This is a genomic window from Streptomyces azureus, assembly GCF_001270025.1.
Lineage (GTDB): Bacteria > Actinomycetota > Actinomycetes > Streptomycetales > Streptomycetaceae > Streptomyces > Streptomyces azureus.
In genome coordinates this window covers 25,953-47,457 of record NZ_DF968322.1, presented here as the reverse complement: position 1 = coordinate 47,457, position 21,505 = coordinate 25,953, and the positions used below count along the sequence as shown (strand labels likewise).

At 71.9% G+C, this 21,505-nt stretch carries 19 protein-coding genes and 2 tRNA genes; 11 read left to right on the top strand and 10 right to left on the bottom strand.

The window, feature by feature from the left end:
- Positions 1-57: 57 nt before the first annotated feature.
- The 6 genes from AOQ53_RS23415 to AOQ53_RS23390 form a co-directional block, all read right to left on the bottom strand.
- Positions 58-1,371, bottom strand: coding sequence for a glycoside hydrolase family 36 protein (locus tag AOQ53_RS23415; RefSeq protein WP_059420152.1), 1,314 nt, complete (start codon positions 1,369-1,371; stop codon positions 58-60).
- A gap of 21 nt (positions 1,372-1,392) precedes the next feature.
- Entirely contained in the window at positions 1,393-2,280 is an 888-nt protein-coding gene (locus AOQ53_RS23410) for a carbohydrate ABC transporter permease (protein WP_059420150.1), read from the bottom strand.
- A complete protein-coding gene (locus tag AOQ53_RS23405) occupies positions 2,277-3,260 on the bottom strand; it encodes a carbohydrate ABC transporter permease (protein WP_059420149.1) in 984 nt (327 codons plus the stop codon). Before AOQ53_RS23405 ends, AOQ53_RS23410 begins: the two co-directional genes overlap by 4 nt.
- A gap of 33 nt (positions 3,261-3,293) precedes the next feature.
- Positions 3,294-4,607 carry an ABC transporter substrate-binding protein gene (locus tag AOQ53_RS23400; RefSeq protein WP_059420147.1) on the bottom strand — a complete coding sequence of 438 codons (1,314 nt, stop codon included), beginning with the start codon at positions 4,605-4,607 and terminating at the stop codon, positions 3,294-3,296.
- 428 nt (positions 4,608-5,035) lie between these two features.
- On the bottom strand, positions 5,036-5,905 hold the full coding sequence (locus AOQ53_RS23395) for a spermidine synthase (RefSeq protein WP_059420145.1): 870 nt from the start codon (positions 5,903-5,905) through the stop codon (positions 5,036-5,038).
- A gap of 115 nt (positions 5,906-6,020) precedes the next feature.
- Complete coding sequence (locus tag AOQ53_RS23390; protein WP_059420143.1) at positions 6,021-6,416, bottom strand: hypothetical protein; 396 nt, start codon at positions 6,414-6,416, stop codon at positions 6,021-6,023.
- Positions 6,417-6,713: 297 nt separating this feature from the next.
- Between AOQ53_RS23390 and AOQ53_RS23385 the strand changes: the two genes are divergently transcribed.
- Positions 6,714-8,165 (top strand): hypothetical protein, encoded by a 1,452-nt coding sequence (locus AOQ53_RS23385; protein ID WP_059420142.1) that lies wholly within the window; start codon positions 6,714-6,716, stop codon positions 8,163-8,165.
- Positions 8,166-8,175: 10 nt separating this feature from the next.
- On the opposite strand, the gene AOQ53_RS23380 is transcribed toward AOQ53_RS23385, so the two are convergent.
- Complete coding sequence (locus AOQ53_RS23380) at positions 8,176-8,769, bottom strand: histidine phosphatase family protein (RefSeq protein WP_059420141.1); 594 nt, start codon at positions 8,767-8,769, stop codon at positions 8,176-8,178.
- Between the two features lie 191 nt (positions 8,770-8,960).
- Here AOQ53_RS23380 and AOQ53_RS23375 point away from each other — a divergent pair, with 191 nt between their 5' ends.
- The 8 genes from AOQ53_RS23375 (at position 8,961) to AOQ53_RS23340 (ending at position 15,895) form a co-directional block, all read left to right on the top strand.
- Entirely contained in the window at positions 8,961-9,914 is a 954-nt protein-coding gene (locus AOQ53_RS23375) for a phosphatase PAP2 family protein (RefSeq protein ID WP_059420139.1), read from the top strand.
- Complete coding sequence (locus AOQ53_RS23370) at positions 9,865-11,109, top strand: hypothetical protein (RefSeq protein ID WP_059420138.1); 1,245 nt, start codon at positions 9,865-9,867, stop codon at positions 11,107-11,109. Before AOQ53_RS23375 ends, AOQ53_RS23370 begins: the two co-directional genes overlap by 50 nt.
- Complete coding sequence (locus AOQ53_RS23365) at positions 11,100-12,692, top strand: hypothetical protein (RefSeq protein ID WP_059420137.1); 1,593 nt, start codon at positions 11,100-11,102, stop codon at positions 12,690-12,692. Before AOQ53_RS23370 ends, AOQ53_RS23365 begins: the two co-directional genes overlap by 10 nt.
- The gene (locus AOQ53_RS23360) at positions 12,689-14,023 is read left to right on the top strand and encodes an AAA domain-containing protein (RefSeq protein WP_059420135.1); all 1,335 of its coding nucleotides are present in this window, start codon (positions 12,689-12,691) and stop codon (positions 14,021-14,023) included. Before AOQ53_RS23365 ends, AOQ53_RS23360 begins: the two co-directional genes overlap by 4 nt.
- A 298-nt stretch (positions 14,024-14,321) precedes the next feature.
- Positions 14,322-14,690 (top strand): hypothetical protein, encoded by a 369-nt coding sequence (locus AOQ53_RS23355; protein WP_059420133.1) that lies wholly within the window; start codon positions 14,322-14,324, stop codon positions 14,688-14,690.
- 136 nt (positions 14,691-14,826) lie between these two features.
- Positions 14,827-15,516 carry a bifunctional DNA primase/polymerase gene (locus AOQ53_RS23350; protein WP_059420131.1) on the top strand — a complete coding sequence of 230 codons (690 nt, stop codon included), beginning with the start codon at positions 14,827-14,829 and terminating at the stop codon, positions 15,514-15,516.
- Positions 15,507-15,580, top strand: a tRNA-Lys gene (locus tag AOQ53_RS23345). The genes AOQ53_RS23350 and AOQ53_RS23345 overlap by 10 nt, the downstream gene beginning before the upstream one ends.
- Positions 15,581-15,821: 241 nt before the next feature.
- Positions 15,822-15,895, top strand: a tRNA-Lys gene (locus AOQ53_RS23340).
- Between the two features lie 62 nt (positions 15,896-15,957).
- Here AOQ53_RS23340 and AOQ53_RS23335 read toward each other — a convergent pair.
- Entirely contained in the window at positions 15,958-17,253 is a 1,296-nt protein-coding gene (locus AOQ53_RS23335) for a M6 family metalloprotease domain-containing protein (RefSeq protein WP_236711763.1), read from the bottom strand.
- 277 nt (positions 17,254-17,530) lie between these two features.
- Here AOQ53_RS23335 and AOQ53_RS23330 point away from each other — a divergent pair, with 277 nt between their 5' ends.
- Complete coding sequence (locus AOQ53_RS23330) at positions 17,531-19,390, top strand: putative bifunctional diguanylate cyclase/phosphodiesterase (RefSeq protein WP_059420130.1); 1,860 nt, start codon at positions 17,531-17,533, stop codon at positions 19,388-19,390.
- Here AOQ53_RS23330 and AOQ53_RS23325 read toward each other — a convergent pair.
- Both AOQ53_RS23325 and AOQ53_RS23320 read right to left on the bottom strand, forming a co-directional pair.
- Entirely contained in the window at positions 19,366-20,457 is a 1,092-nt protein-coding gene (locus AOQ53_RS23325; RefSeq protein WP_059420129.1) for an LLM class flavin-dependent oxidoreductase, read from the bottom strand. The two genes, AOQ53_RS23330 and AOQ53_RS23325, sit on opposite strands and share 25 nt — an antisense overlap.
- 103 nt (positions 20,458-20,560) lie before the next feature.
- Positions 20,561-20,746, bottom strand: a complete 186-nt coding sequence (locus AOQ53_RS23320; RefSeq protein WP_236711762.1) for a hypothetical protein — start codon at positions 20,744-20,746, stop codon at positions 20,561-20,563.
- A gap of 352 nt (positions 20,747-21,098) precedes the next feature.
- Between AOQ53_RS23320 and AOQ53_RS23315 the strand changes: the two genes are divergently transcribed.
- Positions 21,099-21,371 carry a hypothetical protein gene (locus tag AOQ53_RS23315; RefSeq protein ID WP_059420127.1) on the top strand — a complete coding sequence of 91 codons (273 nt, stop codon included), beginning with the start codon at positions 21,099-21,101 and terminating at the stop codon, positions 21,369-21,371.
- Positions 21,372-21,505 lie beyond the last annotated feature (134 nt).

The window sequence follows — 21,505 nt, the reverse complement described above, 5'->3', positions numbered from 1 at the left end:
TGCGGAGGCGGGGGGACGGGGCGCGGCACGATTAGGGGAGTGCCGCGCCCCGGCTTTTCAGGAGATGCGTGGAGTCAGCAGCCGACGGGTCGTCGTCACGCCCCACTCGTCCAGCGACAGCAGGCGGTCGCTTGAGGCCATCAGGCCGCCCGTGGACTCCACGTGTGCCGCCCACTGTTCCCGGGTCTCGACGGCCGGGCGGGCCATAAGACAGTCCGGGTCGTTGATCCAGAGGCGGCCGTGCTGCCACTGGCGGGCCGCGCCCGTGAACTCGGCCGGGTCCTGGCCCGGCTGGGAGTAGTCGTTCGCCTCGGGGCGGCGGTGCGGGGCCGTGTCGGGGCTGACCCGCATGGCGTCGAACAGGCCGATGGAGGGCAGGATGGGCGCGCCGCAGCCCAGCAGGTACGACTCCGGGCCGATCGCCTCGCGGATCAGCTCGATGCCCGAGCGGTACGCCGTGAGCGGGTCGACGTCCGCGTGGCGTACACCGTCCAGGGCGCCCGCGTACAGGAAGTCCACCTTGAAGTAGTCGTAGCCCTCGGCGCGCAGGGTCGTGAAGACCTCGGTCAGGCAGGCCGCCGCGCCCGGGTGGGTGGTGTCCAGGACGCGCAGGTCGTGGCCCCAGTTGCGGCCGGCGTGGGCGAAGCCGCCGGCGGTGTCCCGGACCAGCCAGTCGGGGTGTTCGGCGGCCAGTTCGCTCGCCGGGTCCACGAGGAACGGTGCCGTCCAGATGCCGGCGCGGCGGCCGCGGGAGCGGATCTTGTCGGCGATTCCGGCGCGGGAGCGGAAGCGGCCGGAGAGGGTGAGCCAGTCGCCGAGGGCCCGCTGGTAGCCGTCGTCGATCTGGACGACGTCGACGGGCAGGTCGAGGGTGTCCATCGCGCGGAGGTTCTCGTGGATGTCGTCCTCGGTGACCTCCGTGAAGTACTCGTACCAGGAGCACCAGACGGTGGGGGCCGGGCGCGGGGCCGCGATGCCGAGACCGGCGGCCCAGTCGCCCAGCACCGACTGGATGTCGTCGCCCGTCCACTCCTTCACCAGGCCGTCGGCAGCGACCTCCGCGACCCCGTCCCGTACGGCGAGCCGGATCGACGGCACCTCGCGCGTCGGCTCGGCCGCCGCCCACAGCCGGACCGGTGAGCCGTCGCCGGGGTCGAGCGCGAGCAGGCCCTCGCCCTGGAAGACGCCGTCGGGGACGGTGACGCCGGGGCGGTAGCAGACCGTGGCCCAGTTGGCGCTGGCCGGGCGGTAGGGGGCCGTGCCGAGGGCGTAGGCGCCGCTGGGGCTCCAGGACTGCCAGCCCTCCTCGTGGACTCGGGCATGGCGGAGGTCGACGGGCACAGAGGCCAGCGGCGTGAAGGGGTGCTGCAAGGTGATCTCTTTCGGGAAGGGTCAGCCCTTGTTGGCGCCCAGGGTGAGGCCGCTGACGAACTGCCGCTGGAGGACGAAGTAGACGATCAGGGTCGGGATCGCGGTGAGCAGGGCGCCGGCGGCGACCAGGTTGGGGTCGGTGAAGTACTGGCCGGAGAGGTTGTTCAGCGCCGAGGTGATCGGCATGTTCTCTCCGGTGGAGATCAGGACGATGGCCCAGAAGAAGTCGTTGTAGATCCAGATGGACAGCAGGGTGGCGAGCGCGGCCATCGCGGGCTTGCACAGCGGCAGCACGATCTGCCAGTACAGGCGCCAGACGGAGGCGCCGTCGACGAGGGCGGCCTCGGTCAGTTCGTGCGGCAGCGAGCGCATGTAGTTGCTCAGCACGAACGCGCAGAAGCCGGACTGGAACGCCACGTGGATGAGGACCAGGCCGAGCGCGGAGTCGTAGAGCTTGCCGCTCATGGTGATGCCGGGCAGGTCGATCAGCAGGTACAGCCGGTACAGGGGGGTGATGATGACCTGTTGGGGCAGCAGGTTGCCGGCGGTGAAGACCAGCAGCAGAGCCAGGTTGACGCGGAAGTCGAAGCGGCTGACGTAGAAGGCGACCATCGACGACAGCAGCAGCGTCAGCAGCACGGCCGGCACGGCCACGATCAGCGTGGTGCCGAAGTAGTGCAGCATGTCCGACTGCGTGAAGGCGTTGGTGAAGTTGTCGAAGGTCAGCTTGCTGGGCCAGGAGACATAGCCCTTCTCGCTGGTCTCCGCGTACGGCCGCATCGCCGCGAGCAGGGCCCACAGCAGGGGCGCCAGCCAGGCCAGCGCCGTGACGACGAGGAAGGTGTGCAGCAGGACCCGGGCGGGGCGGACGGGGGTGCGCTGCTTGTGAGCGCCGGCGACGGTGCTCATGCGCGCCGCTCCTTCCGGAAGGTGGCGATCAGGTACGGAATGATCACCGCGAGCGAGATCACCAGGAGGACGACGGCGATGGCGGAGCCGTATCCGATCCGGCTGGACTCGCCGATGATGTTGTTGGTCACCAGGATGGAGAGCAGTTCGGTGCCCTGGGCGCCCTTGTTGAAGACGAAGACCAGGTCGAAGGCGCGCAGGGCCTCGATGATCGTGACGACCAGGACGACGGTGTTGGTGGGGCGCAGGGTGGGGAAGACGACGTTCTTGAACGTCTGCCATTCGTTGGCCCCGTCCAGCGCGGAGGCCTCGCGCAGCGCGGGGTCGACGCTCTTCAGACCGGCCAGGTAGAGGATCATCATGTAGCCGGCGTGCCGCCAGGAGGCGGCGACCAGGATGGCCCAGAGGTTGAGGTCCGGGTCGCCGATCCAGTCGATGTAGTGGCCGGGCTTGTTGGCTCCGATGAGGCTGTTGATCAGGCCGGTGTCGGGGTTGTAGACCAGCTGCCAGACGAAGCCGATCACCGCCATCGACACCACGACCGGCAGGAAGAACGCGGTCTGGTAGAGGCGGCTGAAACGGATGTTCTTGTCCAGCTGCACGGCCAGGAACAGGCCGAAGGGCGTGGGCAGCACGATGAGCACGACGAACCAGACGACGTTGTGCTCGACGGCGGGCCAGAACTGCGGGTTGCTGGTGAACAGTTCGCGGAAGTTCTGGAGGCCCACCCACTGGATGGAGTCGAAGCCGATGCCGTCCCAGGTGGTGAAGGCCAGCGCGATGGAGGCCAGCGCCGTCAGCCACACCAGGGCGACGTGCAGGATGGTCGGCACGCCCGCCATCAGGCCGAGCGTGAGCCGGTCGCGGCGGGTCAGCAGGCGCTTGTGCCCGTGGGGCACCTTGGCGGGCTTGGACGTGGGGGCGGGCCCCGGAGTCGGCTCGTCGGCCGTCTCCGGGACCTTGGCGGGGGTGGCAGTCATGTCAGATCCGAGTCGTCGATTCTCCGTTTCCGGTCACGAGGAGGCGAAGATCGTCTTCTTCTGGCGCTCGATCGACGAGAGGATGCTGTCGACGTTCTTGGGGTTGCGGACGAAGTTCTGCAGCGCGGGCTGCATCACCGTGGAGGTGAAGTCCGGGCGGGAGTCGCGGTCCATGAACTGCGTCAGGCTCTTCGCGCCGGAGATCATCTCGTAGGCCTTCTTCTGCAACGGCGTGTACGAGGAGGTGTCGGCCTTGGTGGAGGCGGCCACCACGTTCGGGTCGGACTTGAGGTAGATCTGCTCGGCTTCCGGGGTGCCCAGGTACTCCAGCAGCTGGGCGGCACCCGCCTTGTTCTTCGGGGCCTTGGAGAGCATGAAGCCGTCGGTCGGCGCCTCGACGGTGTCCTGGCCGAACTGCGGGTCGATCTCCGGGAAGGCGAAGAAGTCGAGGTCGTCCAGGTCGGCCTTGTTGGTGAACTGCTGGCCGACGAAGGTGCCCAGCAGGTACATGCCGGCCTTCTTCGCCACCAGGGTCTGTGCCGCGTCCTGCCAGGTGCGGCCCACCGCGCCCTCCTGGTGGTAGGGCAGGATCTCCGTCCAGTGGTCGAAGACCTTGCGCACCTTGGCGTCGGTCCAGGAGGCCTTGCCCGCCATCAGCTCGACGTGGAAGTCGTAGCCGTTGGTGCGGAAGTTGATCTGGTCGAACGTGCCCATCGCGGGCCAGGCGTCCTTGTCGCCGAAGGCGATCGGGACCAGCCCGTCCTTCTGCATCCGCTTGCACAGGGCGACGAGGGCGTCCCACGTGGTGGGGACCTCGTAGCCGTGCTGGGCGAAGACGCTCTTGCGGTAGAAGACCGCCCACGGGTACGTGTACAGCGGCACGAAGTAGTACTTGCCGTCCTCGCCCTTGCTGAGCTTCTTCATCGCCTCGGGGAAGTTCCCGCCGATCTTCTGCCACACGTCGTCGATCGGGGTGGCGAGCTTCTTCGACGCGAAGAACTGCATGCGGTACCCGGCGAACCAGGTGAACACGTCGTCAGGCGTGCCCTGGAGGTAGGAGTTGATCTGCTCCTGGAACGTGTTGTGGTCCTTGGTGTTCACGTCGACCTTGATGCCGGACTTCTTCGTGAAGGCGGCGTAGATCTCGGCGAACGCCTTCTTCGGCACCGCGTCCGAGGAGTTGGAGCCGAGACTGACCGTCTTCGGGTCAGCGGCCGTGCCGCTCCCCCCGCAGGCGCTCAGCAGGGGTATTCCCGCGCCGAGCAGGGTCGCGCCGCCTATGCCGCGCAGCAGGGTGCGGCGGCTGGGAGCGGGGAAGGAGAGTCCGGAGGGGGAGAGGTCGTGCATGAACGGCTCCTGAGTGCAGGGTTCGGCCACGAGGGTGTGGCGTGAAATCCGGTCTTAATCGACCAGAAATCAACTTGACCGAACACGGTGGCGCAATAACAGCCGTATGTCTGGTCATGCGTCAAGGGGCGTCGGCCTCGTTTGTCGAAACGTGACCGACCCGTGAGCGTGAACGCTCCCGGGAGGGGCGGGGGCCGGTCGAAGGGGACGAAAGCCGTCAGAGAGAGTGGGAGCGGTTGTATGCAGCGACCAGCCGGCCCGGCCGGCGCCGCACCGGCCCGCGGTGTCCTCTGCTCACCGGCGCCCGCCCGGCCGGATGGATCCAGATCCGCACCTCGGTCCCGGCGCCCAGCCGGCCGGCGACCGCGACCGAGCCGAGGCCACGCGCCCCGAACGGACGAGTCAGAGCCGCCGAGTGCCGTACGGGCTCACCTGAACACCGACGCGGGCGGCGCGGGCGACGCCACCGCCGCGAGATCCGTCACAGGTACGGCCCCGCCGGTGAAGTCGGTCAGCGCCCGTCCGTGCTCGACCCGGCCGGGATGCGGGTCGGAGGCCGCACGGCGGGTCAGTTCGGCGACCGGCAGTGGCTGGTCGGACGCGACCAGGACGGCGTTCCCGAAACGTCTGCCGCGCAGCACCGTCGGGTCGGCGACCAGCGCGAGCTGCCCGAAACGGGCGGCGGCGGTGGCGATCTGGCCGCGCAGGTGCGCGAGCGGCGGCCCGTCGGCGAGGTTGGCGGCGTAGACACCGCCGGGCTTCAGCGCCCTGCGTACGTCGTCGAGGAACTCGGTCGAGGTCAGATGGGCCGGTGTCCGGGCCCCGCTGAACACGTCGGTGATGACCAGGTCGGCCCAGCCGTCCGGCACCTTGGCGAGCCCCTCACGGGCGTCGACGGACCGCACCCTGATGCGCGCGTTCGGGTCCAACGGCATCTCGCGGCGCACCAGTCGCACGAGGCCGGCGTCCCGTTCGACGACCTGCTGCGTGGAGCGGGGCCGGGTGGCGGCGACGTACCGGGCGAGGGTGAGCGCGCCGCCGCCGAGGTGCACGGCGTGCACGGGCCGGCCCGGCGGGGCGACGAGGTCGATGACATGCCCGAGCCGGCGCTGGTACTCGAAGGACAGGTACGCCGGGTCGTCCAGGTCGACGTGCGACTGCGGGGCCCCGTCGATCACCAGGGTCCAGGCCCGCGCCCGGTCGCGGTCGGGGATCAGCTCGGCGAGCCCGCCGTCGACGTTCTCGACGACGGCTTCCGCACCGGCCTGCCTGCGCCGACCGCTCCTCGACTTTCCCATGGGGTCATTATCGGGGTCGGGTTGTCTAAGCGGGGCGTACGCTCCCGCCGGGCGTAGGCGCCTCGCCAGGCGTGGGGGCCCTTCCAGACGCGAGCACCTCTCCGGCGCCGGCGCCTCACCGGCAACTGTCCGCCGCCTTGATCGTCCGGGCCGCCTCCCCGAGGGCCTTGCGCAGCACCGCGGGGTCCGTCGCGAGGTCCGCCTCCCCGGGCGGCAGCAGCCACTCCGAGCCCTCCACGGGAGATTCGGGGGCCAGGGTCAGGCCGCACCCGCCGGTCTCCGTGCACGTGCTCCCCGGCACGTCCCACGCCGCGGCCGTCCCCGACGGCACCAGGAAGCCCAGCGTGCCACCGCCGTCGTCGTGCAGTACCGGCCCGACCGCCTCACCGGTCCCGCGCCGCAGGATGTCGACCGCCTCCAGCCCCTGCCGCGCCGGCACCGTCACGACATCGCAGCCGGCCGGCGGTGTACTCGGCGGTGTACGAGGATCGTTGATCCGGCTGGTCTCCATCCCGGCCTCCACCACAGAACCCCTGCTTGGACGAGCGGTCGGGAGTCGGGGGCCTCCCGGTCCGCAGGGTTCAACGCGGCAGACCGTCAACGGCTACGGCGGAAGTCAGCCACAAAGGATGGCACTTCATGGCAGATCACGGATGAGATATCCGGTTTGTAGTCAAACTCAGCGTGAGGACTCCGACACAGCAGGTACGTTCTTGCCCGCCGGACACGGGGCAGAACATACGGGACAACGCGTACAGCTCACCCCGAACCCGGCATGGTTCGACGGTTCGCACGAGAGGACCCGGCCATGGCGTCGTCAATGGTGACCTCGTCCCAACCCAAGCGGCCACCGCGGCCCAACCTCGCCTTCCGGCGCCTGCGGGGACAGCGTTCGCCGGCCGAGTTCGCCGCGGCGATCCGGCGGGCCGCCCTGGAGATCGGCGAGCAGGTCAGCTGTGACGCGCGGTACATCGGCCGGGTCGAGGCGGGCGAGATCCGCTGTCCCAACTACGCGTACGAACGGGTGTTCCTGCACATGTTCCCTGGCCGCACGCTCACCGACCTGGGGTTCGCGCCCCGCTCGTCGGTACGCGGACGCCGGGCGCGGGACACCGAGGACGCGCCCCTGACGTGCACCGCGGACCCGGCGAACGCCACGAGTGAGAGCAGCGAGGCGTGCGAGCCGTATGAAACGCAGAACCCGTACGACCCGTACCACCCGCACGACACCTACGAGGAGAGCGACGTGCTACGTCGCGCATTCATGACCGGCGGGGGCGTCACAGTGGCCGCCGCCTCGCTGGGGCCCGTCGGCCTCGCCCTCGACGCCGCGGCGGTACAGCGCCCCGTGCGCCGCGCCGGGGCGAGTGACGCGGGTGCCCTGGAAGAAGCCGTCCGCCGCATCCGGCTGCTCGACGACCGGCACGGGGCCGACGGCCTCTACCGGCGTGCGGCGGCCCCGCTGCGTGCCGCCTACGCCTTGCTGGACGCCGGTACGACCCGGCAGACGACGGCGGACCGGCTCTACTCGGGCGCCGGTGAACTGGCCATCTCCGTGGGCTGGCTGGCCCACGACTCGGGACGCTTCGACGACGCCCGCTCCCACTACGCGGAAGCCCTGGCGACCGCCCGGATGACCAACGATCCGGGCCTGGAGGCGCACGCCTTCTGCAACACGGCCTTCCTCGCGCGCGACGCGGGCCGGCCGCGCGAGGCGGTCCGGGCCGCCCAGGCCGCACAGCGCGTCGCCCGGCCGGTGGGCTCGGCCCGGCTGATGTCGCTGCTCGCGCTGCGCGAGGCGGGCGGCTGGGCGGGCCTCGCCGACCGCGTCGGCTGTGAGCAGGCACTGGCCCGGGCGCAGGCCCTCTTCGACCGGGGCCCCTCGGACGACGACCCCGAGTGGATGAGCTTCTACGGAGAGGCCGAACTGGAGGGTCTGGAGGCGCAGTGCTGGTCCACGCTCGGCGACTGGCCCCGGGCGGCGCGGCACGCGCGGCGGGCGGCGGAGCTCCAGGACCCGCACTTCACGCGGAACATCGCGCTGTACACGGCGGAGCTGGCGGACGACCTCGCGCGGGGCGGCCGGCCGGACGAGGCCGCCGTGGCGGGGATGCGGGTGCTGGATCTGCTGGAGGAGGTCCAGTCGTCCCGGATCCAGACGATGCTGGCGGCTACGACACGGGTGTTGTCACCGCACCGGCGGGCCTCGGGGGTGTCGGCGTTTTTGGAGAGGCACGCTTCGTTGCCGCGGATGGTGTGACCGCCCTCTGCTACACAAGATGCCCGAGATCGTTCCAGCTATCGATCGCCGGCTCCCCGTAAGCCCACCCCAGCACCGACAGCGACGTCGGATTCAGCCGTATCCGCGCGGCGAAGTCGATCGGCAGGCCGAGCCACCGCGCCCCGATGGACCGCAGGATGTGCCCATGGGCGAAGACCAGGACGTCCCGGTCCTCGGCGCGCGCCCAGGAGACCACCTCGTCCGCCCGGGCCGTCATCTCCGCGAGGGTCTCGCCCTCGGGGACGCCGTCGCGCCAGATGAGCCAGCCGGGCCGGACGGCCTGGATGTCCGCCGGGGTCATGCCCTCGTACGCCCCGTAGTCCCACTCCAGCAGCGAGTCCCACGCACGCGCGCGCTCGCCGAAGCCGGCCAGTTCGCAGGTCTCACGCGCGCGTGCCAGCGGGCTGGTGCGCACCTCGACGCCGGGCAGGCCGTCGTACGGCGCCCGGTGCAGGCGCTCGCCGAGCAGCTTGGCTCCGCGCCGGCCCTCCTCCAGGAGCGGCACGTCCGTCCTGCCCGTGTGCTTGCCGGACAGCGACCACTCGGTCTGTCCGTGGCGGGCCAGCAGGATGCGCGGAGCCATGGGGGACCTTTCCGGAAGAAAAAAGCGAGCGGAACTCCTCCATCATCGCGCACGCTGGTCGCGGGCAACCCGGGGGGCGATCTCAGCGTCTTTGAGGTCCGGAGGGCGCCCCCAGGGGGCGCCCGTACGCCGTAAAGTGGCACGACCTACCGGCCGGGCGCCGCGTGACGACGAAGGGGGAGGGCGATCGGATGCCGCACACCGAGACACCGGGCACCGAGGCGGCCCCTGCGCTCCGGCTGCGCTGGTGGACGGAACTGCCGCTGATTGTGCTGGTGTACGCGTGCTACTCGGCGGGCCGGCTCCTCGCCCGGGGCGACGTCTCCGGTGCGGTCGACAACGGCCTGGCGCTCCTGCGCGCCGAGAAGGCTCTGTATCTCAACTTGGAGCACCCGCTCAACCGCCTCTTCACCCGCGAGGCCTGGATAGGCATACCGGCGGACTTCTGGTACGCGTCGCTGCACTACCTGGTCACGCCGGCGATCCTCGTGTGGCTCTTCCGCTCCCACGCGGTGCGGTACCGCGCCGCGCGCACGTGGCTGATGACGTCCACCCTCATAGGCCTGATCGGCTTCACACTGATGCCGACCTGCCCGCCCCGGCTCCTCGAAGCGAGCCACGGCTTCGTGGACACGATGGCCCAGTACAGTTCCTACGGCTGGTGGGGTGGCGCGGCGAGCGCACCGCGCGGCATGGGCGGAATGACCAACCAGTACGCGGCGATGCCGAGTCTGCACGTGGGCTGGGCCCTGTGGTGCGGAGTGATGCTGTGGCGCTACGGCGGTACGCGCACGGCGAAGATCGCGGGAGTCGCCTACCCGCTGATCACGACGATCGTGGTCATGGGCACCGCCAACCACTACTTCCTCGACGCGCTCGCGGGCGCGGCCGTCATGGGCGCCGGGCTGCTGCTGGCGCCGGTCGTGATGCGCACGGTGGACCGGGTCAGGGCACGGTTCGTGCCGCCTGCCGCGCCGGTCACGGCGGCATCTCCCGCCGCGGGTTCCCCGATTGTCAGTGCCGGATGCCAGACTTCCGCGGGTGAGCGAATTCCACGGCAGCGCGAGTCGCGGTTCGGAGCGGGAGCCGAGCCGAGTGCCTCCCCCAAGGACGCGGGGGACGGCGCTCCGGCACCGGCTCGCTGAGCTGCGCGGTCCCGACGTACCGGCGAAGGCCTTGGACGCGCGCGCGTTGGCGGCACTGGCCGCCAACCCCGGTTGCGCGCGGCGCGCGATCCTCGACGGCGCCGGGGTGAACAAGGCGGCGCTGGCGAGCGCGCTGGGCTCGCCGTCGGCCTTCGGCCAGTCCCAGTTCGCGCTCACGCGGGGCAACGCGTTCGAGGCGCGGGTCAAGGCCGACGGCGGTGCGGAGCTGTTGCGGCTGGTGCACGAGAAGCTGGACCGGACCGCCGAGCCGCCCGCCGAAGCGCGCGTGCCCGACCTCACCGCGACCGGCCCCCAGGGGCGTACGGCCCGTACGGCGCTGGAACTGCGGGAGGCCACCGCCCACCCGGGCGCGTGGACGCTGCTCGACCACCCGATGCTCGCCCTCGACGTCGCGGGCTCCCCGGCGTTCCTCGAACCGGACGCGGTCGTGGTGCATCCCGACGGCAGCTGGACCGTGGTCGAGATCAAGTCGTTCCCGCTGCTGGACGGTTCGGCGGACCCGGCGAAGGTCGGGGCGGCGGCCCGGCAGGCGGCGGTGTACGTGCTGGCGCTGGAGGAGGTCGCCGCGCGGCTCGGCGCGGAGCCGGAGGGGCGCGCCGGTGTCGAGGGGGCGAGCGCGCGGAGGCCCGAAGGGTCGAACACGGTCGCCCCCTCGATACCGGCTGAAGCGCCCCGGAGGCGGAGCGCTCAGGACAGGGCGCCGTCCCCGCGCGTGCGGCACCGGATCCTGCTCGTCTGCCCCAGGGACTTCTCCAACCTGCCGGCCGCGTCCGCCGTCGACATCCGCAAGCAGCGTGCGGTGACGGCCCGTCAGCTGACCCGGCTGACCCGCATCGAGGACATCGCCGAGACGCTCCCCGAGGGCACGTGCTTCTCCCCGGAGCTGCCCACCGACGAGCTGACGGCCGCCGTCGAGTCGGTCCCGGCGACGTACGCGCCGGAGTGCCTGTCCGCGTGCGAGCTGGCCTTCCACTGCCGGGCCCGGTCCCGCGAGACGGGTGCGGTGACCTCGCTCGGGCGGCCGGTGCGGGCGGAGCTGGGCGGGCTGACGACCGTAGAGGGCGTCCTCGCGGCGGCCCGCGGCGAGGCGGGCGACCCCGACGATCCGGCGGTGGCGGCCCTCAGGCGGGCCGCGGCCCTGCGCGCCGAGGCACTGGAGGCGGCGTGTCGCTGATCTCCACCCTGGCCCGGCTCGAAGCGGTCAGCACGGGCCGCGCCCAGCCCGCCGCGACCGTCCGGCACCGGCACCTGTCCGACCGTCCGCTGGTGTTCGTGCCGCTCACCACCGCCGGTGAGGCCGGTGCCCCGCTCGGCGCGCTGGTCGGCACGGACCGGGACGCGCCGCGCCTGCTGGTGGTCCCGCAGCCCCGCGACCGCGACCTCAGGTTCGCGTTCCTGGCCGAACTGGCCGACGTGGTGCTGCCGTACGTCGACGCGTACGCCGAGGCCGTGGAGGCCGCCGAGCGCACCGAGACCGACCCGGAGACCGGCAAGCGGGTCAAGGTCGAGGTCGACCTGTGCGCGGACGCGCCGCAGCTGATCGTGCCGAGCCGCGGGGGCATCGAGCTGGTGCGGCTGCTCGGACGGTCCATGCGCTTCCGGCGGACGGCCGAGCAGGATCCGGAGGCCCCGTATCCGGCGCCGCCCCGGGTGCCGCTGCTCGGGCGGTGGCTGACGCACTTCGGGGAGCGGGCCCGGGTGCCCGGCTCCTCGCTGCTGCTGGCCATGACCGACGTACTGGGCCGGCACTGGGCGACCGGGCAGTCCACCCTGGAGGACCAGCACCTGGGGGCGCTGCTCGCCTGGATCGACCCGCCGGAGGGCCTGACCGGTGCCGAGGCCGCGCTGCGGGCCGAGCTGGAGCGGGACGCGCAGGGCCAGCTGACGTGTCCCCCGGCCGGTCCCGCCACCGACCCGGCGTTCGACAACAAGCTGCTCGCCCCGGCCATCGAGCGCTACGACCGTGCCCGCACGGCCCTGGCCGCCGCCGAGGACGGCCTGGAGGCCGACGACCGGCTCGGTGCGCTGACCGCCGCCGAGCAGGAGATCCGGGACCTGGTGCTCAGCCGCACACTGCCCACCTGGCAAAAGGTCTGGCAGGGCCTCGACCTGCTGCGGGAACTGCCCGAAGGGGCGCATGTCGAGGAGCGCTGGACCCGCGACCGCTGGTCCTTCACCGGCCACCGCGACCGGGTCCTGGCCGGCGAGCCCCCGCAGCCGCGCCGCGACGACGCGGTCACCGCGGCGAACAAACTCGCCACGCGCGAGCGCGAACAAGCCCGGCTGGAGGCGCAGGAGGCCCTCGACGACCCGCTGGTCATGGCGGGACGGCGGCTGTCCGGCGAGGCGTTCGCGGGTGAGGTCACGGACGTCGTGATGGCGTACAGCGAGGGCAAGCGGCCCAGCCCGCGCCCCCTGGTCACGGTCCGCACGGACGACCGGCCGCATCTCGGGGAGCGGACGAAGGTGTACCGGTCGCTGGGCGGGAAGCCGCAGTCGGCGGAGTTCGCCGGGGCCGAGGAGGACGGCGCGTACGTCGTGCTGCGGGTCCTCGACAAGATGGGCCGCGGCAAGGAGCCCGAGCCTGGCTCCGTGCCGGAGAAGGGCGACCGGGTCTGCTTCACGCTCTTCGAGCACGAGCAGCGGGGCGGCGCGAAACTGCCCGACCCGGAGGAGACGCCCTGGACGCACGGAGGGCCGCCCGGTGAGGCGACCCTGGAGGCCGCCGACCCGGTGACCGCGGAGGACGTGCTGTGACGACGCTCTTCGATCCCTCCGCCGCCGCGACCCAGGCCACCGACGCGATCCTCCACGACACGCTGCACAGCACCGCGCGCGGTGTCGTCGTCGACTCCCCGCCCGGCGCGGGCAAGTCCACGCTCGTCGTCCGCGCGGCCCTGGAGCTGGCCGAGGCCGGCCATCCGCTGATGGTGGTGGCGCAGACCAACGCCCAGGTGGACGACCTGGTCCTGCGGCTCGCCGAGAAGAACCCCGAGCTGCCGGTGGGGCGGTTGCACAGCAGCGACGCCGACCCGTACGACAAGGCGCTCGACGGCCTGGAGAACGTCCGCAAGTCGGCCAAGGCGGCCGACCTCGCCGGGCTGGCCGTGGTGATCTCGACGGCGGCGAAGTGGGCGCATGTGAAGGCCGACGAGCCGTGGCGGTACGCGATCGTCGACGAGGCGTACCAGATGCGCTCGGACGCGCTGCTCGCGGTGGCCGGGCTGTTCGAGCGGGCGCTGTTCGTGGGCGACCCGGGGCAGCTCGACCCGTTCGCGATCGTGGGCAGCGAGCAGTGGGCAGGCCTCGCGTACGACCCGTCGGCCTCGGCGGTGACGACCCTGCTCGCCCACAACCCGGACCTGCCCCAGCACCGTCTGCCGGTCTCCTGGCGGCTCCCGGCCTCCGCGGCCCCCCTGGTCTCGGACGCCTTCTACCCGTACACCCCGTTCCGCAGCGGCACCGGCCACGGCGACCGGCGGCTGTCCTTCGCCGTGCCGCCGGACGGCTCGGGCCCCGACCGGGTGATCGACGAGGCGGCCGAGTCGGGCTGGGGCCTGCTGGAGCTGCCCGCGCGGCACACGCCGCGCACGGACCCGGAGGCGGTGCGGGCGGTGGCGACGGTCGTGCGGCGGCTGCTGGACCGGGGCGGCGCGGCGACGTCGGAACGCTCACCCGACCCCTCTCCCCTGACCGCCGACCGGATCGCCGTCGGCACGGCACACCGGGACCAGGCGGCCGCGGTCCGTGCCGCCCTGGCCGACCTCGGCGTCACCGACGTGGTCGTGGACACGGCCAACCGGCTCCAGGGCCGCGAATACGACGTCACGGTGGTGCTGCACCCCCTCTCCGGCCGCCCCGACGCCACGGCCTTCCACCTGGAGACGGGCCGCCTGTGCGTCCTGGCCTCCCGCCACCGGCACGCGTGCATCGTGGTCTGCCGGGCGGGCGTCAGCGACCTGCTGGACGACTATCCGTCGACGGAGCCGGTGCAGCTGGGGACGGTGGTGAAGTTTCCCGACGGGTGGGAGGCGAATCACGCGGTGCTGGCGCATCTGGCGGAGCACCGGGTGGTGTGGCGGCCATGACCCACACAAGCGGCCACGCCGCCCCCGACCGCCCTCCGCCGGCCGAAGGCCGACACACCGCCGGAGGCGGCCGGTGAACACAGCCCCGCGGGTGGGAGGCCAATCACGCGGTGCTGGCGCGTCTGGCCGAACATCGCGTGTCCCGGCGGCCGTGACGAACGCCGGGGGGTGTCGCAGCCGTACCCACTGCCGCGATGCCCACTTGCGCGCCCGCGAGACAATGGACGGTGGCCCACTCCACCTGGGGGTGCCCCCGCAAACGGGGGAGGGTCAGCGCGACGTACGAGAAGGAGTAGACATGGCGGAGCCCACGCCGGGTCGGAACGAACCGCGGCTACGCCCCGCGCCCCTGCTCTTCGAGCCCGCGGAGGCGGCCTCGGACCCTGAGCACTTCTTCGACCTCGAGTCGATCGACGATCCCCGCGCGCTGCTGTCCCGCGCGACGGAGCTGACGCTGGCGTTCCGGGCCGCGGCGGACCGGGCGGTGGAGTTCCAGGCGATCGCGGCGGCGCAGCTGGCCGATCCGCGGCGGTTCGACCGGCTGACGACCGCGGACATCGCCGAGCGGGCCGAGTGGACCGAGGACTACGCCAAGAAGATGGTCGAGTTCGGACGGGACCTGCTGCGGGGCGGCGGCGAGGGCCGGGGGCCCGTCGACCCGGTGTGAGGCCCGGGGGTTCCGCCGCTTCGCCGATCTCTGTGGCATATGCCAGGCGGGCAAGATACTCCCTCCCACCCCCTCCTGTCCCGATTTCCCGCAACCCTCGGGAACGGCGCGTTCACGGCCGGTAGACATTGACGCCATGAGCAGCGCATGGAACGCCTCCTATGTCACCCCGGACGGGGCCGCCTGGCTCGCCTCGGCAGGAACGTATCCGCGGAGCACGCTCGCCCTCTGGGAGGAGCGGCCGGGCGCACCGGCCGTACTGCCCTGCGGGTCGGTCTTCGACGTCGTCAGCGCGCCCGCGATGTTCGGGCGGCGGATGCTCGACCGGCTGTGGGACGACGGGCCCGGCTCGGGGCCGGTCGCGGAGTTCCGCGGCCGGATGCTGTTGTTCGCCGCGCCCGGCACGGCCCAACGGCTGCCCGCGCTGCTGGAGTGGGAGGAGTGGGGCGCGGGCGGTCGTACGAGGCCGGTTCCCCCACTGCTGTGCCACGGCACGGGCGACGCCGTCACCGTCCCGGCCGCGACCGTGTCCCCTACGGGGGTGGCTTCCACCTCCGGGCCGGCTGTCCCCTCCGGGGTCGCCTACGGCGCCGGGGCGGCTTCCGCCGCTGGGTCCTCTGCCCCCGGGGCGCTCGCCGGGTTCGGGGTATCCGGCCGAGCAGGGTCCCGGTGGCTGGTCGCGCCGGACTGTCGGCAGCCCTGGCTGCCCGGGCCGGAGGTGTTGCTGTGGGCGGCTGTGCGGGTGGCTCGGGAGGCTGTGCGGATATCGATTTTTCCTCCCTCCGATCAGGGTGCTAACGTCTACGACGTCAGTAGGCGCCGCTAGCTCAGTTGGTTAGAGCAGCTGACTCTTAATCAGCGGGTCCGGGGTTCGAGTCCCTGGCGGCGCACAGACGGTGAAAGGCCCTCCGCACAAGCGGGGGGCCTCTTCGCGTGCCCGTGACGGTGCGGGCGTATGAACGTGCCCTGTCACCCGTCATACCTTTGCGCGAAGAAGGCTCGGAGACAGTGGAGATCTCATGGGCTCGGGGTGAGCGCTCACACAGAGTCCCCACCCGATCACGCTTCCGGAGGCACGCCAGCCCGGTCCGGAGCACCCCGAGAGGTCCGCTAAACTGATCCGGTCAGCAGGCGCCGCTAGCTCAGTTGGTTAGAGCAGCTGACTCTTAATCAGCGGGTCCGGGGTTCGAGTCCCTGGCGGCGCACAGACGGTGAGAGGCCCCTCGCGAGAGCGAGGGGCCTTCTGCGTGCTCATGACGGAGCGCCTTCAACGGCCCGCCGTGATCTTCACCGTCCAGGACCCGGATGCCGTGCGCCCCTCCACCTCCACCCGGACGCCCTCCCCCGGCACCGTGAAGCTCTCCCCGGGGCCGACCGGCGCATCCGCGAGGGGCGGGTAGACCGAGTCCTCCCAGCAGGCCTCGGTGCCCGGATGGGCGTCGATCACCTCGATCGGCCCGCCCCCTGAGTGCGCCTCGCCCCGCACCCGGTACACGAGCACACCCTGTCGGCAGGCGGCCACGTCGTTGCCCACCGGCCCGCGCGCCTCGAACGCGAGCACGCTGTCGCGGCCCGTACGCACCACCGCGAGCTTGGTGCCCCGCCCGAGACCGAAGGCCGGCGCCCCCGCCGCACCCGCCACCGGCACCCCGGGCCCGGCCGCCAGCGGCTCCAGGGTCAGCCGGGCGGGCCCGGCGTCCTGCACGCACCGCACCTGCCGCCGCTCCAGCCAGCCCAGCTTCCACTTGTGCCAGCCGAAGAGGTCGGGGGCCAGTCCGAACTGGCTGCCCATCAGGTCCCAGTCGCCGACGTGCGTGTCCCAGTCACCCTTGCCGTCCACGGGCCGGTGATAGAGGTCGGGCAGGTCGAACACGTGCCCGGTCTCATGGGCGAGAACGAGCCGGTCCGGCGGATGCTGCTCGAACACCGTGACGATCCGGCGCAGGTCGGCGCCGTCGGCTCGCATCGGACTCGTCAGGTTGACCACCTTGGTCGCGTCGGAGTCCACACCGGGCGCGTCCGGGTCGGCGACGAAGTACACGATGTCGTAGCGGGAGAAGTCGACCCGCGGGTCGGCCACGGACAGCGCGTCCCGCAGGTACGCGGCCCGGTGCTCGGCGCTCCAGTCACGCTGTATGGCGTACGCCGTGGACGGCTGCGGCATCTGGATCCAGTGCCTCAGCGAGTGCGGGCGCAGGGTGAAACGCCCGTAGGAGGCGCGTTCGAAGAAACGGGTGGTGGCCGGGAAGTGGTCGGCGGTCAGCTCCTGCGGCGTGGTCAGCGGGTGGGCGTCCGGGAAGGACAGGAAGACCATGACCGCGTCCAGGGCCCGGGCCGGGCGGGGATAGGCGGCGTTCCAGGTGTCCAGGCCCTCCGAGTGGTGGGCGTCGGTGCGGGCCAGTGCGCAGGGCGCGGCCGAGTCGGGCTCGGCGGCCGACGGGCCGGTGCCGAGGGAGGTCGCGGCGAGCGCCGACATGGTGGTGAACACGGCCGCGGTGCTGCGCAGTCGGGCGCGCGGGAACTGACGCGGCACGGGTACCTCCGGGTACGGTTCGCGGGACACCGCACCCAGCCTGTGATGATTTTTCGTACTGCGTCCTGTTTGTCTGCGCCAGTCGGGTGAAGAAGCCGAAAAGGTGCGGAACCCGACACCCCGGAAACACTCACGGAACGTCACAACTGGTCGGGGGCCTGAAGAAGCCGTCCAGGCGTGAGCAGAAACGATCTGGCAGAAGCGCGGGTGGGTCGGGAACACTGGACATCAGCTGGAAGGCCCTGGGGCCAGCCTCTATGATCGGCACACTTTCCTGACCTTTCCTGCACGGACAGAGATCGAATACATGCGGGAGCGAGCGGTGAGCGGAACCTCCGAAGGGCCGGCGCCCGCGGCAGACCTCGACCGGCCGGTCGCCACAGAGAGTGAGATCGACACGCCTCCCCGTACCGAGCCCCCGGCGCGTGCGCCCTACAGCTCCGTCTTCACGGCCGCCCCACTCGCCATGGCCGTCGTCGACCGCGAGGGGATGGTCGTCAGCGCCAACGACTCGCTCGCCGCGCTGCTCGGCAGCGCCTCGGACGAGCTGGCCGGGGCCGTCGCCGCCGACCTGGTCGACCTCACCTCCGACGCCCGCACGTGGCACGCCTACCGCGAGGTGCTGCGCGGCCGGCAGTCCCGGCTGCGCTGCACGCGCCGCCTCAAGCACCCCGACGGGCACTCGCTGTGGGTGCAGGTGACGGTAGCCCCGCTGCCCGCCGAGGACCGGGCCGTCCTGCTGTCCGTCGCCGACATCAGCTCCCGCCGTGAACTCCAGGGCCGGCTGCGGCACTTGCAGATGCACGACCCGGTGACCCGGCTGCCCAACCGCACGCTGTTCTTCGAACGGCTGTCGGCCGCGCTGGAGGCGGAGTCGTACGAGGAGAGCGGCACCGGCCGGATCGGCCTGTGCTACCTGGACCTGGACGGCTTCAAGGCCATCAACGACACCCTCGGCCACCGCGTGGGCGACCGGCTGCTGGCCGCCGTCGCCGAGCGCCTGATGCGCTGCGCGGAGGAGGCCGGCCACTCCCGGACCAGCATTCCGCTGGTGGCCCGGCTCGGCGGTGACGAGTTCGCGCTGCTCGTCGAGGACTCCACCGGCACCGAGCAACTGGCCGAGCTGGCCGAGTCGGTGCTGGAGGCGATCCAGGACCCGTTCGACATCTCCGGGCAGCGGCTGTCGGTCTCGGCGTCGATCGGCGTCGTGGAGCGGCACGCGGCCGGGACGACCCCCACCGCCCTGATGCAGGCGGCGGACACCACGCTCTACTGGGCGAAGGCCGACGGCAAGTCCCGCTGGACGCTGTTCGACCCGGAGCGCAACGCCCACCGCATGACCCGCCAGGCCCTCGCCTCCACGCTGCGGCCGGCCATCGACCGGGGCGAGTTCCGGCTGGAGTACCAGCCGCTGGTCGGCATGGAGGACGACCGGCTGCACGGGGTCGAGGCGCTCATCCGCTGGAATCATCCTCAGTTCGGCGTACTGACGCCGAATCGGTTCATCGGACTTGCCGAGGAGGACGGTTCGATCGTTCCGCTGGGCCGCTGGGTGCTGCGCACGGCCTGCGGACAGGCCCGTCGCTGGCAGCTCGACCACCCCGACGAGCCGCCGATCTTCGTGAGCGTGAACGTGGCGGTGCGTCAGGTCTGGGACTCCGACCTGGTGGCCGACGTGGCGGAGACCCTGGCCGAGACGGGCCTCGCGCCGCACCTGCTCCAGCTGGAGCTCACCGAGTCGGCGGTGATGGGCTCGGCCGGCCGGCCGCTCCAGGCCCTGAAGGCCCTCAGCGACATGGGCGTACGCATCGCCATCGACGACTTCGGCACCGGCTACTCGAACCTGGCCTACCTCAGCCGCCTGCCGGTGTCCGTACTGAAGCTGGACGGCACGTTCGTCCGCGGCTTCCAGTACGACGACCGGGACACCTCCACCCGCCCGAACCCGGCCGACGAGGTGGTGGTCGAGGCGATGATCCAGCTCGCCCACCGGCTCGGGCTGACCGTCACGGCCGAATGCGTGGAGACCTCGGCCCAGGCGACCCGGCTGCGGCGCATCGGCTGCGACACCGGACAGGGCTGGCTCTACTCCCGTCCGGTGCCGCCGGATCGCATCTCGGAGCTGCTGGGCACGCCGGGTGTTCAGGCGGGCGTGGGCAACCCGTAGGAGTCGGCGATGAGTTCGTAGCTGCGGAGGCGTACGTCGCCACCGTGCGCGTTGGCCGTGATCATCAGCTCGTCGACACCTGTGCGCTTGGCGAGGTCGTCCAGGCCGGAGCGGACCTCGTCCGGGGTGCCGTGGATGACGTTGGCGTTCCAGGAGTCGACGAAGTCGCGCTCCATCGGGCTGAACTCGTAGGCCTCCGCCTCCTCGGGGCTGGGCACGAGCCCGGGACGCCCGGTGCGCAGCCGGACCATACTGAGGGCGGCGGCCAGGACCTGGCGGCGGGCCTCCCGCTCCTCGTCGGCGGCGAGCGCGGAGACGCCGATGAGGGCGTACGGCTCGTCGAGCACGGCGGACGGCTGGAAGGACTCCCGGTACAAGTCCAGGGCCGGGACGGTGTTCTGCGCCGAGAAGTGGTGCGCGAAGGCGAAGGGCAGTCCGAGGACGCCGGCCAGCCGGGCACTGAAGCCGGACGAGCCGAGCAGCCAGACCGGCGGGCGGTGCGGGGACTGGACGCCGCCGGGGGACGTGGCCTGGACCGGCCCGGGTACGGCGTGGATACGGCGGTAGGGATGCCCGTCGGGGAAGTCGTCGTCGAGGAACCGGGTCAGCTCGGCGAGCTGCTGGGGGAAGTCGTCGGCGCCCTCGCCCGGCCGGTCGGTGCGGCGCAGGGCGGCGGCCGTGGCACCGTCCGTCCCCGGCGCGCGGCCGAGCCCGAGGTCGATGCGGCCGGGGGCCATGGCCTCCAGCGTCCCGAACTGCTCGGCGATGACGAGCGGGGCGTGGTTGGGCAGCATCACACCGCCCGAGCCGAGGCGGATGCGGTCGGTGTGGGCGGCGAGGTGGGCCAGGATCACGGCCGGGGACGACGAGGCCACACCGGGCATGGAGTGGTGCTCGGCGACCCAGTAGCGGTGGAAGCCGCGGGCCTCCGCGAGGCGGGCCAGATCGACGCTGGTGCGCAGCGCGTCGGAGGCGGTGCGGCCGGCCCCTACGGTGACCAGGTCCAGTACGGAGAGGGGGACGGGGGCGCTGCCCTGCGCTGCGCCGCGTATCTCGTCTGCCGCCACGGTGGGGTGCCTCCTGCTGTGGGCCGTGTGCTGTCGTTCCGGCTCTAACAGGGGACTGTCTCCGGTTATTCCCGATGAGGGCCGGGCGGCTGCGCCGGCACCCTCAGGCGGCCCGCTCCCAGTCGCTCCGCACACTGCCGTGCGGGGGCCGGCGGCCGGTCTTCTCGCGGGACCGGAGCACGCCCCACGCGAGGACGGCCGCACCGAAGAGCCACCACGGCAGCGACCACGCCGCGGCCCACCAGCCGGCCTGCGGAGCGAGGACGGCGTCGACGCCGGCAGTGATCATCGCCGCTGCCAGGCTCCAGCACACCAGGCGCCCGGACAGCTGGACAGCGCTTACAGGGGATCTGAACGGACCCGGTTCGGCCATCGGGGAGTCCTTCACGGCACGACTGGCTGCGGACGTGGCCAGTGTGCACGGGATGGACAGCCGAAGGGGAACGCGCTTTCGGACAACCCAAGTGTCCTGTGATGTGGCGGAGTTGAGCATTCCTCAGCTTTGAGTGGGTTGTTGGAGCATCTATGTCCCGATCCATACCGAATAAGGGGTAGGACTGATTCCGGCCCACATGGAAGGCACGCTCAAGGGCACGGCAGAGGGAGCAGGCGGTCGAGTTCGCTCACACGAGGTGGAATCCATGGCGAGCAATCCCGCGACGAAGCTGACCGCGTTCAAAGGGCAGGGCGCGCCCCCGGCGTATCGGGTGGCGTCCGCGGCCACCCGGCTCAAAGCGGCGTTCGCCGTGGCCGTCGGCATGAATCTGGTCGAGGCCGTCTGGGACCCGGGTGGAATCGCCTGGCTGGTGGCTCGAGCGGCCGTCAGCGTGATCTTCTCGGTCGCCCTTGTCTCCTATGTGGTGCTGCGCGTGCTTCGGTGGCGCCGCGCGAGGACCGGACGGGCGCCGTCATGAGAGGAAGCCCGGAGGAGCGTTCGAGCGGGAACGGGCCGGGTCTGCGCGACCGTTGGCGCGGCGCGTTCGCTGCGGGTCTGTTCGGGTGCGTGGTCGCAGGGCCGCAGGAGCTGCTCGACTCCGGTATCGGCTGG